Below are 18,477 nucleotides of genomic sequence, written 5' to 3'. Positions count from 1 at the left end.
TATGACAACCTCACCAACTATCGGGCAGGAGTTTTATAAAGTAAGGGAAACATGGGCTGCCGCCGACCGTGATCACCAATGGAAACTGGCTATCTGGCTGATACAGTATGCGGATGTGGAAATTATCGATAAATTCCTGGAAACCGAACGTACCGCCATTGGTGTTTTTAAAGAGATATTTTTCAGATTCGATTCCCCTTACCAGGAAGATCACGAGGCATATGAACAGTCGCTGTGGAATGAATTCCTGGAATGGTTTGAGCCCGTACCCCGCGAAGAATATGATGTTTACAGTGCACTGAAAAAAGACGGGCTGCTGAAAACAGATTATCAGCCCGACCGCCACCTCGCACCAACAGTACAAAGCATCTGGAAAGAACTGCGGCGTTTTATGGGCTGTGTGCACGGACTGGAAGAAACCGGGTGCTGTATTTATTTTCCTCCCTTAAGACCCGAGCAGCCCGATGCAGGCGCCTGGTATGCTGATGTACTGAAAAAAGGACTGCCGGACGGTATCCGGCTTGTTACGATAGATATAGCGGCTAATTCCCGTATAACCATACCGAGAACATTTGCCCACCAGGTAAAGATATTACAGCCATCACTGCAAATGGTGGCCGCTATTAACCATGAAATGGATAAAGGCGGTGGCAATTCCGACACCATCAGTGTAGATGCACGTTTCCGTAAACAGATCCGTAAAGTGATGGATTGTACCACACAACCCGATTCACCCACGCTCGACCAGGAAATATCGGTGCTGCTTTCACTGAGCAAAAAAATGGGGGGCGAGCCTCATGAAGTAGCTGGTATGATGATAGCCGCACAGGCTTATTTCATGGCGCGTGAATCCGATAAGAGCGCAGGCTACGCCGATAAAGCCATCCGGTTGTCGAGGCGGCTGATGGACAGGAATGATCCCGCAGGGTATCCCACCTGGAAATCCTGTGTGATGATCCGCGCCGCCATACTGGCCGGTAAGAAGAAAAGAAAACAGGCCATTGCACTCTATGAAGCGCTGGCGCTGGAGGCTGTGAATAAAGGCGATGCTTTTATGATCATGGAAGGATACCGGCTTTGCGGTCACCTGTATTATGAACTCGGGCAAATGAATACGGCTTTTGAAAACCTGTTGCTGTCAATGACCGGCGGCAGTTACCTGGAACGGGAAGTAAGAAGACAATCCACTTTCCTGCATGCCGCAGCAATGGCTGTACACCTCTGTGAAAAGATCCGCGGGCCGGAAGATCTGGCAATACTGGAAAGCAACTTACAGGAATTATTGGGCGACGACTGGCATACATTGTTACAGGCAGATGGTATGGATAAAGCCACTGTAAGACGTAAATCAACCTTGTTTGAGTTTAACTAAGATCCTATCCCAAGAGGGAGTAAAGTAATCATATCATGGCTGTAGAAAACAAAGGCTTTGGGGCATTATTTGCAGAAAAGAAAAACTCACTGGACCATATCCAGAAAGGAATGGCCAGTATCCTACCTGCTTTCCCGGGAATGCCCGCTGCAAAATATTTTGACCTCGGCATAGGCATCGACTTTCACGATTCCGTATTTCCTCCTTCGCCGTTATTGCCGGTGCCGCACATCGGTATGGTGTTCGATATCATAGGCGCTATTATGGCTGCTATTGCCAGTGTAGTGCCACCACCGCCACCTCCTCCGCCAGTGGAGGAAGGGAAAGAACCCGCACCGGAACCATTCTCGCTGGCTGCCACCGCACAAATGCTGGTACATGCGCTCAGCCCTTCGGTAAAAGTTCATAACCAATGGGTAGCCAATGCAGGTACACCTATCCTGCATTTACCCGCCATCATTGCACACTTGCCCTTCCCGATCGTGAAGCCCAAAGCAGCTTCTGAAATGTGGATGGGTAGTTCTACCGTGCTGGCAGATGGCGGCCCTTTTTCTACGCAGTTCCATCCGGCATTGTCGTGTAACCTGGTAGGACTTCCTTCGCCGCCAAGGCTGAATAAAAAAAGTACGGCTATGGCGCTGATGGCGCCCACGTCCATGTTGCTGATCATGACATCCTCCGGAAAACCGGTATTGGTAGGCGGTCCGCCGACCATCGACCTGTTTCAGCTGATGTTTAAGCTGGGCCTGAAAGGAATGTCCAAAGCAGCAGGCGCGGTTTTGCAGAAAACCGTCAATAAAATGGAAAGCCGGTTTCCCAAACTGGCTGGTATGCTGCAGGACTTTAAATGTAAAAGATTTGGAGAACCAGTGGATGCCGTAACCGGCAGGGTGGTTTCCAACAATATAGATTTTGAATTGCCCGGACCTATCCCACTGGTATGGGAACGCACGTATTACAGCGACGCAGAAGTGCCAGGGCCATTAGGGTACAACTGGCACCATAGCTACAATCTCAGCCTGTATGACCTGCGTAACGGTTACTTCAGCATCCGCCTGGCAGACGGCCGCGAAACCGTGATGCCGGCAATACCGCCAAACAGCAGCTATTTCAACAGGGGAGAGCAGTTATGGTGGCGCCGTGACAGCAGTGGCTATTACCTGGAAGATAAAGAACAACTTCAATATCGCTTCAGCGCCCGGCCCGGGCCCGATGGCAGTTGTATGTTATCTGAAATCCGCAACCCCGCCGGGTTCCATATCCAGTTCCGGTATAACGGGCAAGGCTATCTGCAACGGATCGTGGATAGCAGCAACCGGCTGTTACAGGTAACCACCGATGACTATGGCCGCATTGAAGATATTTACACCCACAAAGGAGCAGAAGTTATTCACCTGGTACGTTATTCCTTTGATGAAGGCGGTAATCTTAGCAGCACTACCAATGCGCGGGATGTCAGCAAATACTTTTTTTATAAAGGACACTTATTGGTGCGGCTAACGAACCAGAGCGGAATGAATTTTTACTGGGAATATGAAGGTAAGGGAGATGATGCACGCTGTGTGCATACGTGGGGAGACGAAGGCGTACTGGAATACCATGCACGATATGAAAAAGGGAAAACCATTGTTACTAACGGTCTTGGGCACACGACAACTTACTATTACGACGAACGTCAGCTTATTTATAAATTCATTGATGGCAATGGCGGCGTTACCCTGCAGCATTACAACAGGTATGACGAACTGGAAGTAGTGGTAGATCCTACCGGCAACACTGAGAAATACGAATACGACGCCTTTGGAAATAAAGTGAAAGAAACCAATGGTAACGGGGAATCCACCTTGTTTTATTTTGATGAAGAGCAGCGCTTAACAGGGCTTAAAACGCCCGGTGGCAAACGAATGGAATGGATGTTCAACGACGAAGGGCTGATAGTGAGGAAAAAGAACATGGAGGGAGTGGTAACGAAATACAGGTATACAGGCCCTTATCTTACCCATGTAACCTATAAAAATGGCCGCACCTTTGAGCTGGAATATGATGAGCAACATAACCTCAGCAAAATTACGTCACCTGAAAATGCACAGCGCCACTGGAAGTATGATGAATTGGGGCAGTTGATAAAAGAAACCACTGAAACGGGTTACTGGTACGCATATGAGTATGATGTTGCCGGTAATGTTATTCGCGTGGAAGAAGCCGATGGCAGTATTCATCTGTTTAGCTACGACGCCGCTGACAACATGATAAAGGCAGGAGACGGCCATCGGGAAGTAAGTTTTACTTATGGACCACTGGGCGTGTTAACGGGAAGAAGTCAGCATGGCGTAAATGTCCGGTTTAATTATGACAAGGAGTTGCAGTTACGCAGTATTGCCAATGAAGGAGGAGAGCTGTACCGGCAGGAGCCGGATGCAAACGGGAATATCATTAATGAATGGGGCTTCGATGGCGTGCATTACCACTACGAGCGGGATGCCGCAGGCCGTGTGAAAAAGATATTCCGGCCAGACAATCGCTGGACTGCCTGCGAATATGATGGTACCGGTTTACTGGTGCGGGAGGAGTACAGTGACGGCAGCGTAACGGCATATGGATATAACAAAGACGGGCAGCTGACAGGCGCCTTCAATGAAGACGGCGCAGTTACCATTCAACGCGATGCGTATGGCCACACTATCGGTGAAATACAAGGCGCTTACGCAGTAACCCGCGAATATAATGAATGGGGAGAACCGGTTTTTGTAGGAAGTACGTTGGGCGCGGCTATTCACCTGGAACACCATGCCGCAGGATATGTAGATGGAATGCAGGCAACTGATGGAACCGATAATTCCTGGCAGGCGCAGTGGAAACATAATGAAAGTGGATTGGAAGTATTGCGGATGTTATCCGGTGGAGTAACCGTGCAAACACAGCGTGATAAGCAGGGAAAGGTGGTGAGGCAATCTATCGGGGTACATAAGGCAGAACAGAGCCGCATTCGTTATGAATGGGGAAGAAATACAAAGCTGCGGCGGATGGTGAATGAACTGAATGGTGCGCAGGCGCAGTTTTCCTACGATGAATTTGATAACCTGGTAAGTGCCACCTACGGTCAATCAAACGGTAACGCGGTCGACACCGTTTATCGCATACCCGATAAGCTGGGGCATCTTTTCAGAACACCAGCACGAACAGATCGCGTGTATGGCAAAGGCGGACGCTTACTGGAATGCCCGGATTACTTCTATTACTATGATGGAGAAGGAAATCTTATCTGCAAGGAATTCCGTCACAACCACCAGGTAGCGGAAGATAAGCAGGTATGGGCCAAAGCAAACAAAATAGTGTTGAAGGGAAGCCGTACCGGCTGGGTATATGAGTGGAAAGCAAACGGATGGCTGTGGAAAGTGATCACACCGGCGGGAGGAGAAATTGTATTCAGTTATGATCCGCTGGGAAGGCGTATTGCGAAGGTAAATAAACGGAAGCAGGAGGTAACCCGCTGGTTATGGGATGGCAATGTGCCATTGCATGAATGGCAGTATACAGGTGATTATCCACCACACCTGGAAGCAGTAGCCGATGGGGCATTGCAGATTGAACAGGAGCCGGTAGACAACCTGGTAACCTGGGTATTTGAAGAAAGTTCCCTGGTACCCTGCGCGAAGCTCACCGCAGCAGGATCTTACAGTATTGTTGCAGATCACCTTGGTACGCCGGTGCACGCATTTGATACATCAGGAAATAAAGTTTGGGAGCGCGAACTTGATTGCTACGGAAAAGTGAGACGCCTGCATGGTGATAAAACATTTTGTAATTATCTTTATCAGGGACAATATGAAGACGCCGAAACAGGGTTAAGTTATAACAGGTTCCGGTATTACGACTCCGGAAGCGGCATGTATATTTCCCAGGATCCAATTGGATTGCTGGGAGGTATGAAGTTTTACAGCTACGTGCATGATCCGAATAGCTGGGTAGATGTGTATGGATTGGCTGGTGGTGCAGGAGCGGGATCAGGCAGGGGCTGGCTCAACTGGGCCAAACAATGGCATGATAAACGTGCCGATGAGATATTTGGAACAGGTAATAAGGGACGGTCTATCAGCGGTCGTAATTATGATAAATATTATGACGGCAAGGATATTGAGTTCAAATCTGATAACTTCTCCAAAGGCCCGAGATCAAAAGAATCTTTAGCCAGGATGGATAAACAGATAGATAAAGATATTGCCAACAAAGTTGCCGGAAGAGCAGATCCGCACTGGCATTTTGATCATGATCCAGGTGTAGCGACAGAAATGAAGGCTTTACTGAAGAAAATGGATGATGCCGGCATAACGCGTACACATGGTAAAACATACCCTGGTCACCACTAAAATAAGAGATATAGTATGTCTGAATTTTTTAGCGTAGTCAATGAATTTGAAGATCTGATTAAGCAATTTGATTTTAAACAGCCGAAGAAATTATGGTATTCCCATTTGGTGGCATTGAGCAAGCATATCGAAGATATTTTCTATTGTTATGTCATCGCCAGGGTGTATAAGGAGGATGGTTCCCTGCAAACCACTTTGTGGGTTGGACCTATTGACAGGCCTGATGATGGGCTTAGTAGCCTTTCGGCTCACATTAAGGTGGATATTGGCTACACCCAAGTCCTTGATGAGAATTTTTTCCGGAATTGTGAAAAGAAGATCATCCGCCTGATCGAAGAAGGAGCTTTAACGTCATTATTGGCTACCTCAAAAAAAGAGTTGGCAGATCCGTCTGTCAATAACAGAAGACATGAGGTATATACCGCTTATCTGTTACCTTTTTTCAGGAAGATTTTAGCCGTAACAAACAATGATGTAAAAGTGCTGAAGAGCAAAACGAAATGTGAAGCAGTGATTGAAAAAGAGTTTTCAAATCTGGAAGGTGAGATGAAAGCATTCTTTGATAAATTTGGACTGAAGGCTACTAAAGACAGCATTTGGGAGTTATGCTACATTTATTCTCTGTAGCATGCAGTATGATAGCTGATAAATTTCAACCTTTTATATAATCTCATTATACAAGGCCTTTAGCAATTGACAAAGTCAATCGCTAAAGGCCTTCTGATTAAAACCGCCCGCTTACAACAAGGTCTTTACTACCGGGCGTATATTTATAAAATCCTTCACCGCTTTTAACACCAAGATAACCCGCTGTCACCATGTTCACCAGCAGCGGGCAGGGTGCATATTTAGGATTGCCAAAGCCGTCGTGCAGCACCTGCAGGATAGAGAGGCAAACATCCAGCCCGATGAAGTCGGCCAGCTGCAGTGGTCCCATCGGATGCGCCATACCCAGTTTCATGACCGTATCAATTTCAGCTACACCGGCTACGCCTTCAAAGAGAGAGCAGATAGCTTCGTTGATCATGGGCATCAGGATGCGGTTGGCGATAAAGCCGGGATAATCATTTACTACGCAGGGAACTTTTCCCAGTTTTTCGGAAAGTGCCACGATCGTGTTGGTTACTTCTTTATCAGTTGCATAGCCATTGATGATTTCGACCAGTTTCATCACCGGTACGGGATTCATGAAGTGCATGCCTATTACTTTTGCCGGGCGTTTGGTAACTGCCGCAATTTTTGTAATAGAGATAGAAGAGGTGTTGGTAGCGAGAATGGCGTCAGCAGGAGCATGGAGGTCGAGGTCCTGGAATATTTTCAGTTTCAGAGCAATATTTTCTGTAGCGGCTTCCACTACCAGGGATACTTCTTTTACGCCGGTTGCCAGGTCGGTTTGCAGGGAAATATTACGGAGGGTATCCGTTTTTACGGCTTCGGTAATAGTGCCTTTTGCCACCTGGCGGTCCAGGTTTTTGGTAATGGTTTGCAGCGCCTTATCCAGTGCGGGGGCCGAAACATCTATCAGGTTTACGGCGTAGCCGTGTTGGGCAAATACATGCGCAATACCATTTCCCATAGTACCAGCGCCTATAACCGCAATTTTTTGCATGGTGTAGTGATTTGTCGGAATTGAATAAGGCGCTAATTTAAGGTATTACGCGTTACAGTTAGTAACTGCCATAACTATCGTCTTTCCTTTTAAAGTCGCCCTGTTTCCAGGCCTGGATAAACTGGGCCCATGCCAGTGGATTAAAGATATTTTGCGGAGGTGGCTGACCGGCATAATAAAGGCTTTGCGCCTGTTTCTTGAGGTATTGACTGGTGCCTTCCGTGCCGTCCATAGGTGTATAACGGGCCATGGCGCGAAGCCTGGCATTACTGGTATTTTTTCGTGCTACCTCATAGGCATCATCGGGAATGTCCATATTGGCAAAGGCCCTTTCAAATTCTTCCCTGGAAAGATAAGGTTTGATAATAGTTACAGGGAGATAGGTGGTATCTTCCACCATCAGCTGTATCAGGGAAAAGCTATTGCCTTTGATATCCGGAGGTATGCGGTAATTTTTATGCTTGAAACCTACTGCGGTGAACGACAGGGTATCGCCTTTGAATACAACGATAGAGAATATACCGGATCTGTTGGAGATAGTACCCCTGTTTTGCCCCTTTACCAGGATGCTCACCGCGGGGATGGCCCGCAGGCTGTCTGCCGTCATGGTAATACCCGAAATTTGTATAACGCTGTCTCTGAATTCCGCGATCTGAGCTTTCAAAAGGAAAGGAGATAAAACGAAAACAATTATGAGTGACAGTATGTAGGATCTTTTCTGATGCATGCCGGCCCTAAGATATAAAAATTTAATTACGTGTTTCCATGCAGTTGATCACCTGCTCAGAGAAATTGTAAATTAAATCCCAATTGGGTTAACTTTGCTGTCTGGATTCAAAATTAACAACAATTTATGATCACGAAAGAGCAGGTTTTAAAGGCCCTGAGCAACGTAGAAGAGCCGGATCTGGGCAAGGATCTCGTTACGCTGAACATGGTAAAAGATATAGAGATTGATGGCAATAAAGTGAAATTTACGGTCATTCTTACCACGCCCGCCTGTCCGTTAAAGGACCTGATCCGCAATGCCTGTGTGAACGCTATTCACATGCTGGTAAGCAAGGATGCCGAAGTGGAAGTTGTCATGACGGCCAATGTAAATACCAAAAGAGCAAACGGGCAGGGTGTCCTGTCTAATGTAAAAAATATCATTGTGGTGGCCTCCGGAAAAGGAGGAGTGGGTAAATCCACTGTGGCAGCCAACCTGGCGCTGGCTTTGGGTCGTGATGGCGCCAAAGTAGGGCTGATGGATGCGGACATCTATGGTCCTTCCGTTCCCATTATGTTCGGATTACGCGGCGAAAGACCCCTGATGGTGAATGTAGATGGCAAAGGCATGATCCAGCCGATTGAAAAGTTTGGTATCAAGGTGATGTCCATCGGTTTGCTGATAGATGAAAGACAGGCGGTGGTATGGCGCGGACCTATGGCCAGCAGTGCTTTGAAGCAATTTATTACGGATGTATACTGGGATGAACTGGATTACCTCATTATCGATATGCCGCCCGGCACCGGTGATATTCACCTCACCCTGGTACAAACAGTGCCTGTTACCGGCGCTGTGATTGTAACCACGCCGCAGGATGTAGCCCTGGCAGATGCCAAAAAAGGCATTTCCATGTTCATGGGACAGCAGATTAATGTGCCAATTCTCGGATTAGTGGAAAATATGGCCTATTTCACCCCTGCTGAACTGCCGGAAAATAAATATTACATTTTTGGAAAAGAAGGTGGAAAACAACTGGCAGAAGAAATGGATATTCCGTTCCTTGGCCAGATTCCGCTGGTACAAAGCATCCGCGAAGGCGGTGATGCCGGTGTGCCCGCTATGGCCGGCGACGATAAAATAACCCGCAAGGCTTTCCTGGATGTTGCCGGTGCAGCTGCACGCAGCATCGCTATGCGCAACGCCAATGTTGCTCCTACCAGGATTGTAGAAATTATTGTATAAAAGAATCATCCGTTACGGATTACAGATAGGAATATCTGTGATCCGTAATTTTTTTCTCTAACAACTCCGTATGTATACACCAAAACTCACCCGGGAAACCAACTGGGATACTATTGCCAATTTTATCAGGGAGAATGGTTTTGGATTGCTGATCAATACAGATAATGCCGGAACCCCGCATGCTACGCATATTCCCATGACCTTGGTGGAAAAAACACCGGGAGAATTTGTTTTACACGGACATATCGCACGGATCAATCCCCAGTGGGAATGGTTTGAGAAAAATGAAACGCTGGCGGTGTTTTCAGGACATCATGCGTATATTTCTTCCTCGTGGTATGAAAAGGAAAAGATACCTACCTGGAATTACATGGCCGTGCATATTCACGGTACCATTCGTATCCAGGAAGAAGCAGAAGTAGTACAGGCGCTGGGCGCGCTGGTGGATCACTACGAGGCGGCATCTGCCTGCCCGGTGCATATCAGCGATATTGATGATAAAACACTCAGCAACAATGTAAAAGCTATTGTGGGATTTGAAATGAGCATCCGCGAGGTAAATGCCAATTATAAGCTCAGCCAGAATAAAAAAGATGCGGATTATTTCAGCGTAATCGCTCATCTGCGGGCATTGGGCGATGAAAATTCATTACGTGTGGCTGCAGAAATGGAAGCCCGCCGGTCAACCCAAAAATAGACGGAAACATTTTATTTTTGTTGATGGTCGTAATCCCAAAAAGGAATATCTTTATTTTAATCTTCCGCGTTAAAAAAATATCCAACATTGTCGGTAAACCACAACTACCACAGTGAATAAATAGCGTTGTTTTTCAATTACAGGTAATCATAATATGTTTAAAGAAGCGTCAATGCTTAAGTTTTTCTTAACTTTGCGCCCCAAATTAACCGACTATGAATCGACAGGAATTGGTGAATCTGATTAAGGAAAAGCAGTCTTACCTGTGCGTAGGACTGGATACGGACATTCAAAAGATTCCAAAACACCTGCTTTCTCATGCAGATCCGGTGTTTGCCTTTAACAAGGCGATTATTGACGCTACCAAAGATCTTTGTGTGGCGTATAAAATTAATACGGCCTTTTACGAAAGTATGGGCATGCGCGGCTGGGAAAGTTTACAACGGACCATTGAGTATATCCCGGACGGGATATTTACTATTGCAGACGCCAAACGTGGTGATATCGGCAATACTTCCACCCAGTACGCCAAAACATTTTTCGAAACCTATAAGTTCGATTCAGTGACTGTTGCGCCGTACATGGGTAAAGACAGTGTAACGCCTTTTCTCCAGTTCTCTGAAAAATGGGCGATCCTGCTGGGATTAACCTCCAATGAAGGCAGCCAGGATTTCCAGATGCAACAGATCGGAGATGAGTTCCTTTTTGAAAAAGTGCTGAAAGCCGGCATGGAATGGGGCACTCCGGACAACCTCATGTTCGTGATCGGGGCTACCCAGTCTTCACAGCTGGGATATATCCGTAAACTGGTACCTGACCATTTCTTCCTGGTACCAGGTGTGGGCGCTCAGGGCGGAAGCCTCGAGGAAATTTCCACACAAGCCATGAATAAGGATTGCGGACTGCTGGTAAACGCCAGTCGCGCTATCATTTATGCAGGTAATGGAGACGATTTTGCTACAGACGCCCGTCGCATAGCAAAACAATACCAGGTGGAAATGGCCGGGTATCTCAACAAGATTGTAGCTACCGTGTAAATAACTTTTTAATACCGGTACCTGGCAGCTGCGGTTTGCAGCAGGCGCCAGGTACCGGCATCTCCCTGATCTTTTACTTGAAAATACAGTTCTTTACGGTCCACCACGGCTTTACCTCGAAATTCAGCCGGCCCGCTATTACAGCAGCATCCTTGTTCACCAGCGACACTACCTCCAGGCTGTCTTTACAATCCATAATTAAAATACCACGCAGTTCTTCATCATTTTCAAAAGGACCCGCTACCAGCAATTTGCCGGCAGTTGCCATTTTATTGATATTGTCCATGTGAGCCTGTTGGATTTTTGCCGCAAGGGCAGTATCCTGGTTCCGGACCGGACCTTTCTTTAGCAGAACCATCCAATACCTTTTTAATTCAGGTAGTGCGCCTGATTTGACTTTTGGGGGGAGCACTTTGCTTAGTGCAACAGATTGTAATGGTGTGGGGTGAAATGATAACATCACAATGACTAAAAATCCCAATAGCAAAAGCGCAGGTATAACTTTGCTTGCCATAGTTGTCGAATTTGATGGAAAGGTACAAACTTGTCATGAAAAAACGTGATTGTTGTGCAGGTATTTTGCAGGAAAAAAATATAGGTTCCATGGCTGAAATCTCCCCGTGGACGTGGTTCCTAACAGGTAATTTCTTATATTGGGTATTAAACCCGTAGTTAATGCAACAAGATCTGTTTCAGTCGCCTGATTATTTTGCCATTGATGATTTGCTGAAAGAAGAACACCTTTTGATCCGCGACGCCGTACGCCAATGGGTAAAGAAAGAAGTATCCCCCATTATTGAAGACTACTGCCAGCGCGCCGCTTTCCCATCACAGATTTTAGCAGGACTCGGAGAACTGGGTTGCTTCGGCCCTACCATCCCGGTGGAATACGGAGGTGGCGGAATGGATCATATCGCTTACGGACTGATGATGCAGGAACTGGAGCGGGGCGACAGCGGCATACGGTCTACTGCTTCGGTACAGGGTTCGCTGGTGATGTTCCCGATCTATACTTTTGGCAGCGAAGCACAGAAAAAGAAATACCTGCATAAACTGGCTACGGGAGAAATGATGGGCTGTTTTGGCCTTACTGAACCGGACCACGGCTCCAACCCCGCCGGAATGCTTACCAATTTCCGGGAAGAAGGAGATCATGTGATCCTGAACGGCGCAAAAATGTGGATCTCCAATGCGCCATTTGCGGATATCGCTGTAGTGTGGGCGAAGGATGAAGGTAGTGTGATCCGTGGTATCATTGTGGAGCGAGGAATGGAAGGTTTTACCACGCCGGAAACAAAAGGGAAGTGGAGTTTGCGGGCCAGTGCTACAGGGGAACTGGTATTTGATAATGTAAAAGTACCTAAAGAAAATATTTTGCCGGAAGCCCGCGGGTTAAAAGGCCCGTTAACCTGCCTTTCTTCTGCGCGTTATGGTATTGCCTGGGGAGTGATGGGCGCGGCGATGGATTGCTACGATACGGCCCTCAGATACGCGAAAGAACGGATCCAGTTTGATCGCCCTATAGGCGGATTTCAGCTTACGCAGAAGAAACTGGCGGAGATGATCACTGAAATCACCAAAGCGCAGTTGCTCAACTGGCGGCTTGGCGTATTAAAAAATGAAGGGAAAGCCACGGCTGCCCAGATTTCAATGGCCAAGCGCAATTCCTGTGAAGTGGCTGCCAATATTGCCCGCAACGCCCGCAGTATTCTCGGCGGAATGGGCATTACCGGCGAATTCCCGGTAATGCGGCATATGATGAACCTGGAAAGCGTAATGACTTACGAAGGAACACACGAAATACATTTACTCATTACCGGTATGGATGTTACCGGGTTAGACGCATTTAAATAGCAGTATAAGTGTTTAGCCGCTTATACTCACTGCCAACAGCTGTACATGAAACGATTTTTTTTTCTGGCCATTCTCGGGTGGTCTGCCAACACCCGGGCGCAGCAGGCGCCTGCCCTGAAGCTGATCACCTGCGAAGGGAAAGCACAGGGCACTTATTATCTCGTGAAATATTTATCGGCCGATACTACGTCAATGGATAAACGCATTGATTCTTTATTTGGAGTAATCGATCAGTCGTTGTCCCTGTATAAACCCGGATCAGCCATCAACCGGTTTAATGAAACCGGCCATATCACGATGGATGAGCACATGAAAGCGGTTATCCGGAAAGCCTTGTTTACGAGTAAAGCCACCAATGGCCTCTTTGATATTACGGTAAAGCCGCTGGTATACCTCTGGGGATTTGGCGTTACCAAACCTTCTTTTAAAGGCGTGCCGCCACCGGACAGTATCAAGGCCGCTATGTCGTATATTGGTTACCGTTATCTCCGTGTAAAAGGCAACCAGCTGTATGCTGCAAAGAAAGGCGTGCAGATCGATTGCAATGGTATTGCCCAGGGATATACGGTAGATGTGATCGGGCATTTTTTATCGCAACAGGGAATCGATAATTACCTGGTGGATGTAGGAGGGGAGTTGTGTGCAAAAGGGCATAACCATCAGCATAAAGTATGGAGTGTAGGGATAGAAAGGCCATCGCCCGGCGATACTACCTATGAGCCGGTACAGGGGCTGGTACGGCTTCCTGGTAAAGGCATCGCTACCAGCGGGAATTACCGCCGCTTTTTTGACCAGGGGCGTACACGTTTTGCGCATACAATCCATCCGGGAACAGGGATAGCGCTGCATAATAATATTATCAGCGTAACGGTGATTGCAAAGGATTGTTTTACTGCCGATGCTTTTGATAACCCGCTTATCCTGATGGGTGTGGAAAAGGGGCTCGCCTATATTGCACAGCATCCGGAGTATGGACTGGAAGCTATTTATATTTATAAAGGCACAGATGGCGCCATTAAGGAAGCCTTTAGTAAAGGCTTTAAGGCGTATATGGAGTTCTGAAAAAAAATGTCCCGTTCGCTGGTTCACGGACGGGACTCACACTCACACTTTCTTCCTAGAATATGGACTCAAAAGGATTTAGTTCAATGAGAACTTCAATCCAATATTTCCCTGAACGGTATTGTAATTAGTGATATCGCCATACTTATAAGGCGCGTAGTTATACCGTACATTGGCATTGAACATCAACGGTGAAGCCTTGCCAAAAGGCACATTGATGCCTATTTCCGGGCTCACGAGGAATTGCCAGCTGTTATCTTTCTCTACAAATTCACCCCAGTATTTTTCATAATTCATATTAGCGGTACCTACACCTACGGTAGCATATGGAATAACGGCTGCAGCAGGTTTTGTGAATGCATAACTCACCGTTGCCTGGATCGGGATTACCTGCAATGTGCGTGACTGAACAGCAGATACATCGCCTTGTTTATCGGGATATACTGCACGCGGAAGCCGTTCGTAAAAGTCCTGGAACCCGGAACGTATTCCTACGGACCACTGGTTGTTCAATTGATATTGGAGCCCTGCACTCCAGCCACGGAAGCTGGTTTTATCGGAATAATCCTTTAATGAGCCAAGGGGCTGTGCAATGGAATAATTCACATCTACGGATAAAGGCGGACGAACCTGTGCGGATACTGCCTGGGCAGCAAAACATCCGGCAAAAATCAATATCCAGTTTCTTATCTTTTTCATTTCCTGTCAGTTTAAAAGTTCTCAATCAACATTAATTAGCGGTTTTACTCAGGTAAGGTGATTGGGCAAAAGATGCCTGCACCATTGAATCGATGTTACCGATACTCCATACGCCTGAGCCTCGCCATAATGAATTCCATACAGCTGTCAGCTTATTGTTCTTGGGGTTTTTGAGGTCAAACACATCGATGGCTACCTGTCTTTCGTTCACCTGGTAAACCGTGTAATAGGAAGGCCAGTACCAGCCGCCACCCGGATATCCCCAGTAACCAGGATCCCAGTAGCCGCCGCCGCCCCACCATCCCGGGTTCCAGGAGATGTTGGTATAGGAGTTGTCGATACGTGTGAGGTTGACAGCCAGATCAGGTTTGGCGGCTTTGCTCACAAGGGTGTAACCCCGTTGCTGCATAGCAGTGCTTACGGAGGCAATCAGTTTTTTGTCGTAGTCGGTCAGCTCTTTTTTAGCTGAATCGCTGCTACGTGTCAGCACGGCCACTGAATCTACTATGCTAAAAGTGGAATAAGAGGTGAAATTAGCGGTGCTGTCGTGGTTAGTGATGTAGATCCTCGACTCTTCATTAGTCATATCTTTCAGGGGATCTTTACGGCAGCTACTGAATGAAACCATCGCTACCAACGCGGCAGCGGCACTGAATAAAAACAAAGTTCTTTTCATGTCCTAGCGTATTAATTTAAAAAAATAAAATATACAGGCTAACGGTCATGAACCAAGCAGATTGGTATCCTGACATTCCGGTTTCCGTGTATGCTTCTTGAACGGATTAGATGGTTGATTGTTACAGAAAGTTTATCTGTGGAGTGTTAATGAAATCTTAAAGTGGACGAGGGGTTAACAAATACAATAAGTAATGTAGTGGATTAAATTAATATAGATCTGTTTTCTAATGCTGTTTTTAACTGTTCGGGATTTTCGAACAGGATGGTATCTATACCAAACTCACGCGCAGCTTTTACATTACGTAAATTATCATCGATAAACAATGACGTATATGCATCTGCGTTATAGCGGTCCAGCAGCAGCTGGAAGAAGGCGTGGTCGGGTTTGCGCATTTTTTCTTTGCCAGACACTACGATACCGTCGAACCAGTGGAGGGACGGATACATGGCCCAGGCAATGGGAAAAGTTTCATCCGACCAGTTGGTGAGCGCGTATAATTTGTATTGTCCGCTTTCCTTCAGTTGATGCAATATATTTTTTGTGCCTTCAATTTCCCCGCCAAGCATTTCACTCCATCTGCCGTAATAGGCGCGGATGTTTTCTTCATGGTGCGGAAAGGTTTTCACCAACAGCTCAGTGCCTTCCGCGAGGGTTCTGCCTTCGTCCTGTGTTTCGTTCCAGTCGGAGCTGCATACATCGCGGAGGAAGGTTTCCATTTCTTCTTCTGAAGAAAAAATTTTACGGTACAAATGACGGGGATTCCAGTCGATCAATACAGCTCCAAGGTCAAATATAATTGTGTTGATCTTTTTGTGTTGCATAGGTTAGTATTTATTCAGGAAGTTCATCGGCTGCATCTTCAAGTAGCTGCAGGTCTACCGAGTCGCTGCCGGCAATGCCTTCAATAGAGCCTTTGATATGCGCTGCGTTGAGCAATACTTTTTCGAGTTGTTTTTCGCGTGCTTTCCAGAGTTTTTCCATGGCATCGCGCTCGCGTTGGATGGATAATTTCATAGACATAAACCCTTCCCGGATAGCCTTCCATTGTTCTGCAAATTCGCCACCGGTAAGGTATTCGTAGAGCATATGCATTTTATCCCCTTTGTTTTCCTGTGAGCGGAGCTTACCCGAAATTTTGATGATACCATCTCTCAGCACATAAGCCAGCGCTTTCACTTCTGCGAAGGTGCAGATCCAGATGCCTTCTTTTTCGCCAAACCGTTCCATGTCTTTCGGCATGGTTTGGGTAACAAGGATAGCTACATCCACTCCCTGGCTGCGCATGTCGGCTTTCAGTTTTTCTACCCAGTCTTTGATGAATTCTTTCGTGCGTTTGCTTTCATAGATGATGCGCCCGCATTCCTGTCCGTATTGATTGCGGATCAGCTGTATACAATCTGCTCCGCGGATGCCTTTGCCCACCGATGTTATTTCATCAAACGGGAAATGAAGACGCAGCATTTCTTCCAGTACCAGTTCCTGTGCCTCCCCCTGCAGTTGCGTGGAGCCTTGTTCTGCCCGGCGTTTCATTTCTTCCGCCAGTTTGCGTTGGTCTTCCAGTTGCTTTTCCAGTTCACGAAGGCGCATCTGGTGTTCTGTATCTCTCAGGGAGTTACGTTCAGATTCTTCTTTTCGTATCTGGTCGGCCAGTTCCGACCGGGCTTCCAGTAATTTTTTCTGCAGATCAATTTCCAGTTCCTGTTCTTTGGTTTTCAGGTCCTGCTCCTTGCGGAGGAATTCCAGCTCCTGTTTGCGGGCTTCCCGGAGCTTTTCCTCCTGTTCCTGGTTGGCTTCCTTTAGTGCTGCCAGCTGGCTGCCGAAATCGGCGGTGATGGATTTACGCAGTTCCTGCTCCATGGCCTCCTGGAGCTGTTTTTTTTCTGCAAGTACGCGGCGGGTCACTTCTTCTTCCTGCTGCTGCTTTAACGTTTCTATCTGCCGGCGTTCGAGTGCCATCTTATTCCTTTCAGAAAGAAGTGTATCTTTTTCCTCCTGGAGAGATTTCAGGCGGCGGCGCCATTCATCTTCCATTTTTCCCCGCATTTCTTTTTCTATATCCGCTGCAAAAGCATCCTCCATGACAAACTGGTGCTTGCAACTGGGACAGGTAATTGATGTTCCCATAGTATCTCAGTAAAAAATTACGTAAAGATAGGGGTTTGGTGGCCGGAATAAAAAAAGGAAGGCGCTTGCTCTTCCTTCCTTCTGCATCAATAATGGCTAAAACAAACAACGTTAGTCGGGTTTTTCAATTGGATAGCATTTCCTGGCGGGGGTAACAGCGGCAAGATGGGAAATGATTGTTAGACGGAAGTTAAGTGTGGGTTAGGGAATTGTTAAGGATGTGTTCCGGATATATTCGCAATTACCGATATGTGAACCCTTCTATGGCTTATTTATGGCTTATCCGGTTTTGGAGGGTGCCTGTAGCGGAGATTGCCAATAGCGAAAAAAGCCTGTTCCGGTAAGGAACAGGCTTTTTTATATACATTTAGCCAATGTTGTTATTGTGCCAGTAGCTTTTTCTTTTGCGCGTTATATTCTTCCTGGGTAAGGGCGCCCGAATCTAAAAGTTCTTTTAGCTTTTTTAATTCATCGGCAATAGAGCCTCCTGTTGAAGTACCACCCTGCTCTTTTTTGGCATATGCAGCAGGTGGAATGAGTTCTCCGCCGTCAACGGCATTATCTATTTCGATCCAATAGTTAACCAGCTCTCCAAAGCCAACCCTTGCAACAATGGTGTACCCTGTTTTCTTATTTCCATAAGCAATCAATGATTTTACCTTTGTTGATTTACCGGCCATATTTGTACCCGCATATCGCTTATTGCTATAATTGTCTCCGGAAGTTTCTGTTGCAAATCCTGCGGGCGACTGATAAATGAACGAAAATGTTTTATTGGGCATGGATCCCTTTCCTATCTTAAGTTCATCGCCCGGTTTAACAGTCCATCCGGAAGGAGTAGTATATCCTTTTTCCACCAGGGCCTGCGCAGCCATTTGTTTTGTTCCGGGTTCTATTACTGTTGGTGCGTTCTGGGAGAAAGCCGCTACGGGGAATAATGCTGCTAATGCAAATAGAAATCTTTTCATGGTGTTAATTTCAGAGGTTATTATTTTGTATTGTTTTGTACACTTGTTTTAAAACAGG

Annotated in this window: 16 protein-coding genes; 8 read left to right on the top strand and 8 right to left on the bottom strand. The window is 46.7% G+C overall.

What is annotated here, in order from left to right; all coding sequences use genetic code 11:
* Position 1: 1 nt before the first annotated feature.
* The 3 genes from QFZ51_RS28545 to QFZ51_RS28535 are packed head-to-tail and all read left to right on the top strand — an operon-like array spanning position 2 to position 6,366.
* The gene (locus tag QFZ51_RS28545) at positions 2-1,372 is read left to right on the top strand and encodes a hypothetical protein (RefSeq protein ID WP_429050810.1); all 1,371 of its coding nucleotides are present in this window, start codon (positions 2-4) and stop codon (positions 1,370-1,372) included.
* A 35-nt stretch (positions 1,373-1,407) separates the two neighbouring features.
* Complete coding sequence (locus QFZ51_RS28540) at positions 1,408-5,739, top strand: DUF6531 domain-containing protein (protein ID WP_429050809.1); 4,332 nt, start codon at positions 1,408-1,410, stop codon at positions 5,737-5,739.
* Between the two features lie 15 nt (positions 5,740-5,754).
* Positions 5,755-6,366, top strand: a complete 612-nt coding sequence (locus QFZ51_RS28535; protein ID WP_429050808.1) for an Imm25 family immunity protein — start codon at positions 5,755-5,757, stop codon at positions 6,364-6,366.
* A gap of 97 nt (positions 6,367-6,463) precedes the next feature.
* Here QFZ51_RS28535 and QFZ51_RS28530 read toward each other — a convergent pair whose 3' ends face one another.
* Together QFZ51_RS28530 and QFZ51_RS28525 are read right to left on the bottom strand one after the other, a co-directional pair.
* Positions 6,464-7,348: a 3-hydroxyacyl-CoA dehydrogenase family protein gene (locus QFZ51_RS28530; RefSeq protein ID WP_429050807.1), complete on the bottom strand. Its 885-nt coding sequence runs from the start codon at positions 7,346-7,348 to the stop codon at positions 6,464-6,466.
* A gap of 58 nt (positions 7,349-7,406) precedes the next feature.
* Positions 7,407-8,012 carry a carboxypeptidase-like regulatory domain-containing protein gene (locus QFZ51_RS28525; protein WP_429050806.1) on the bottom strand — a complete coding sequence of 202 codons (606 nt, stop codon included), beginning with the start codon at positions 8,010-8,012 and terminating at the stop codon, positions 7,407-7,409.
* 189 nt (positions 8,013-8,201) lie between these two features.
* Between QFZ51_RS28525 and QFZ51_RS28520 the strand changes: the two genes are divergently transcribed.
* The 3 genes from QFZ51_RS28520 (at position 8,202) to pyrF (ending at position 11,033) form a co-directional block, all read left to right on the top strand.
* A complete protein-coding gene (locus QFZ51_RS28520; protein WP_370908382.1) occupies positions 8,202-9,299 on the top strand; it encodes an Mrp/NBP35 family ATP-binding protein in 1,098 nt (365 codons plus the stop codon).
* A gap of 70 nt (positions 9,300-9,369) precedes the next feature.
* Positions 9,370-9,996 carry an FMN-binding negative transcriptional regulator gene (locus QFZ51_RS28515; RefSeq protein WP_429050805.1) on the top strand — a complete coding sequence of 209 codons (627 nt, stop codon included), beginning with the start codon at positions 9,370-9,372 and terminating at the stop codon, positions 9,994-9,996.
* A 215-nt stretch (positions 9,997-10,211) separates the two neighbouring features.
* On the top strand, positions 10,212-11,033 hold the full coding sequence (gene pyrF / locus QFZ51_RS28510) for an orotidine-5'-phosphate decarboxylase (RefSeq protein ID WP_429050804.1): 822 nt from the start codon (positions 10,212-10,214) through the stop codon (positions 11,031-11,033).
* A 73-nt stretch (positions 11,034-11,106) separates the two neighbouring features.
* Here the strand turns inward: pyrF and QFZ51_RS28505 are convergent, their stop codons facing one another.
* Positions 11,107-11,391, bottom strand: coding sequence for a YciI family protein (locus QFZ51_RS28505; protein ID WP_370908379.1), 285 nt, complete (start codon positions 11,389-11,391; stop codon positions 11,107-11,109).
* Between the two features lie 317 nt (positions 11,392-11,708).
* On the opposite strand from QFZ51_RS28505, the gene QFZ51_RS28500 reads away from it, so the two are divergent.
* Together QFZ51_RS28500 and QFZ51_RS28495 are read left to right on the top strand one after the other, a co-directional pair.
* A complete protein-coding gene (locus QFZ51_RS28500; RefSeq protein WP_429050803.1) occupies positions 11,709-12,887 on the top strand; it encodes an acyl-CoA dehydrogenase family protein in 1,179 nt (392 codons plus the stop codon).
* 45 nt (positions 12,888-12,932) lie between these two features.
* A complete protein-coding gene (locus tag QFZ51_RS28495) occupies positions 12,933-13,949 on the top strand; it encodes an FAD:protein FMN transferase (RefSeq protein WP_429050802.1) in 1,017 nt (338 codons plus the stop codon).
* 78 nt (positions 13,950-14,027) lie between these two features.
* Here the strand turns inward: QFZ51_RS28495 and QFZ51_RS28490 are convergent, their stop codons facing one another.
* The 5 genes from QFZ51_RS28490 to QFZ51_RS28470 all read right to left on the bottom strand — a co-directional run bounded on the left by QFZ51_RS28490 (position 14,028) and on the right by QFZ51_RS28470 (position 18,419).
* Positions 14,028-14,648 (bottom strand): outer membrane beta-barrel protein, encoded by a 621-nt coding sequence (locus tag QFZ51_RS28490; RefSeq protein WP_429050801.1) that lies wholly within the window; start codon positions 14,646-14,648, stop codon positions 14,028-14,030.
* Between the two features lie 31 nt (positions 14,649-14,679).
* Positions 14,680-15,324 carry a DUF4136 domain-containing protein gene (locus QFZ51_RS28485; protein ID WP_429050800.1) on the bottom strand — a complete coding sequence of 215 codons (645 nt, stop codon included), beginning with the start codon at positions 15,322-15,324 and terminating at the stop codon, positions 14,680-14,682.
* A 203-nt stretch (positions 15,325-15,527) separates the two neighbouring features.
* Complete coding sequence (locus QFZ51_RS28480) at positions 15,528-16,148, bottom strand: HAD family hydrolase (protein ID WP_370908374.1); 621 nt, start codon at positions 16,146-16,148, stop codon at positions 15,528-15,530.
* Between the two features lie 10 nt (positions 16,149-16,158).
* On the bottom strand, positions 16,159-17,451 hold the full coding sequence (locus tag QFZ51_RS28475) for a DUF2130 domain-containing protein (protein WP_429050799.1): 1,293 nt from the start codon (positions 17,449-17,451) through the stop codon (positions 16,159-16,161).
* Positions 17,452-17,831: 380 nt separating this feature from the next.
* Positions 17,832-18,419 (bottom strand): SHOCT domain-containing protein, encoded by a 588-nt coding sequence (locus tag QFZ51_RS28470; RefSeq protein ID WP_429050798.1) that lies wholly within the window; start codon positions 18,417-18,419, stop codon positions 17,832-17,834.
* Positions 18,420-18,477 lie beyond the last annotated feature (58 nt).

Origin of the sequence: Chitinophaga sp. W3I9 (assembly GCF_050434025.1) — a bacterium.
GTDB lineage: Bacteria > Bacteroidota > Bacteroidia > Chitinophagales > Chitinophagaceae > Chitinophaga.
Note: the sequence above shows the minus strand (reverse complement) of the source record. Positions and strands in the feature narration are given on the sequence as shown.

Bases quoted from the DNA above. Each gene is read 5' to 3' on its own strand.
- QFZ51_RS28545 (WP_429050810.1), top strand. From the start codon at position 2: ATGACAACCTCACCAACTATCGGGCAGGAGTTTTATAAAGTAAGGGAA.
- QFZ51_RS28540 (WP_429050809.1), top strand. From the start codon at position 1,408: ATGGCTGTAGAAAACAAAGGCTTTGGGGCATTATTTGCAGAAAAGAAA.
- QFZ51_RS28535 (WP_429050808.1), top strand. From the start codon at position 5,755: ATGTCTGAATTTTTTAGCGTAGTCAATGAATTTGAAGATCTGATTAAG.
- QFZ51_RS28530 (WP_429050807.1), bottom strand. From the start codon at position 7,348: ATGCAAAAAATTGCGGTTATAGGCGCTGGTACTATGGGAAATGGTATT.
- QFZ51_RS28520 (WP_370908382.1), top strand. From the start codon at position 8,202: ATGATCACGAAAGAGCAGGTTTTAAAGGCCCTGAGCAACGTAGAAGAG.
- QFZ51_RS28515 (WP_429050805.1), top strand. From the start codon at position 9,370: ATGTATACACCAAAACTCACCCGGGAAACCAACTGGGATACTATTGCC.
- pyrF (WP_429050804.1), top strand. From the start codon at position 10,212: ATGAATCGACAGGAATTGGTGAATCTGATTAAGGAAAAGCAGTCTTAC.
- QFZ51_RS28505 (WP_370908379.1), bottom strand. From the start codon at position 11,391: ATGGTTCTGCTAAAGAAAGGTCCGGTCCGGAACCAGGATACTGCCCTT.
- QFZ51_RS28500 (WP_429050803.1), top strand. From the start codon at position 11,709: ATGCAACAAGATCTGTTTCAGTCGCCTGATTATTTTGCCATTGATGAT.
- QFZ51_RS28495 (WP_429050802.1), top strand. From the start codon at position 12,933: ATGAAACGATTTTTTTTTCTGGCCATTCTCGGGTGGTCTGCCAACACC.
- QFZ51_RS28490 (WP_429050801.1), bottom strand. From the start codon at position 14,648: ATGAAAAAGATAAGAAACTGGATATTGATTTTTGCCGGATGTTTTGCT.
- QFZ51_RS28485 (WP_429050800.1), bottom strand. From the start codon at position 15,324: ATGAAAAGAACTTTGTTTTTATTCAGTGCCGCTGCCGCGTTGGTAGCG.
- QFZ51_RS28480 (WP_370908374.1), bottom strand. From the start codon at position 16,148: ATGCAACACAAAAAGATCAACACAATTATATTTGACCTTGGAGCTGTA.
- QFZ51_RS28475 (WP_429050799.1), bottom strand. From the start codon at position 17,451: ATGGGAACATCAATTACCTGTCCCAGTTGCAAGCACCAGTTTGTCATG.
- QFZ51_RS28470 (WP_429050798.1), bottom strand. From the start codon at position 18,419: ATGAAAAGATTTCTATTTGCATTAGCAGCATTATTCCCCGTAGCGGCT.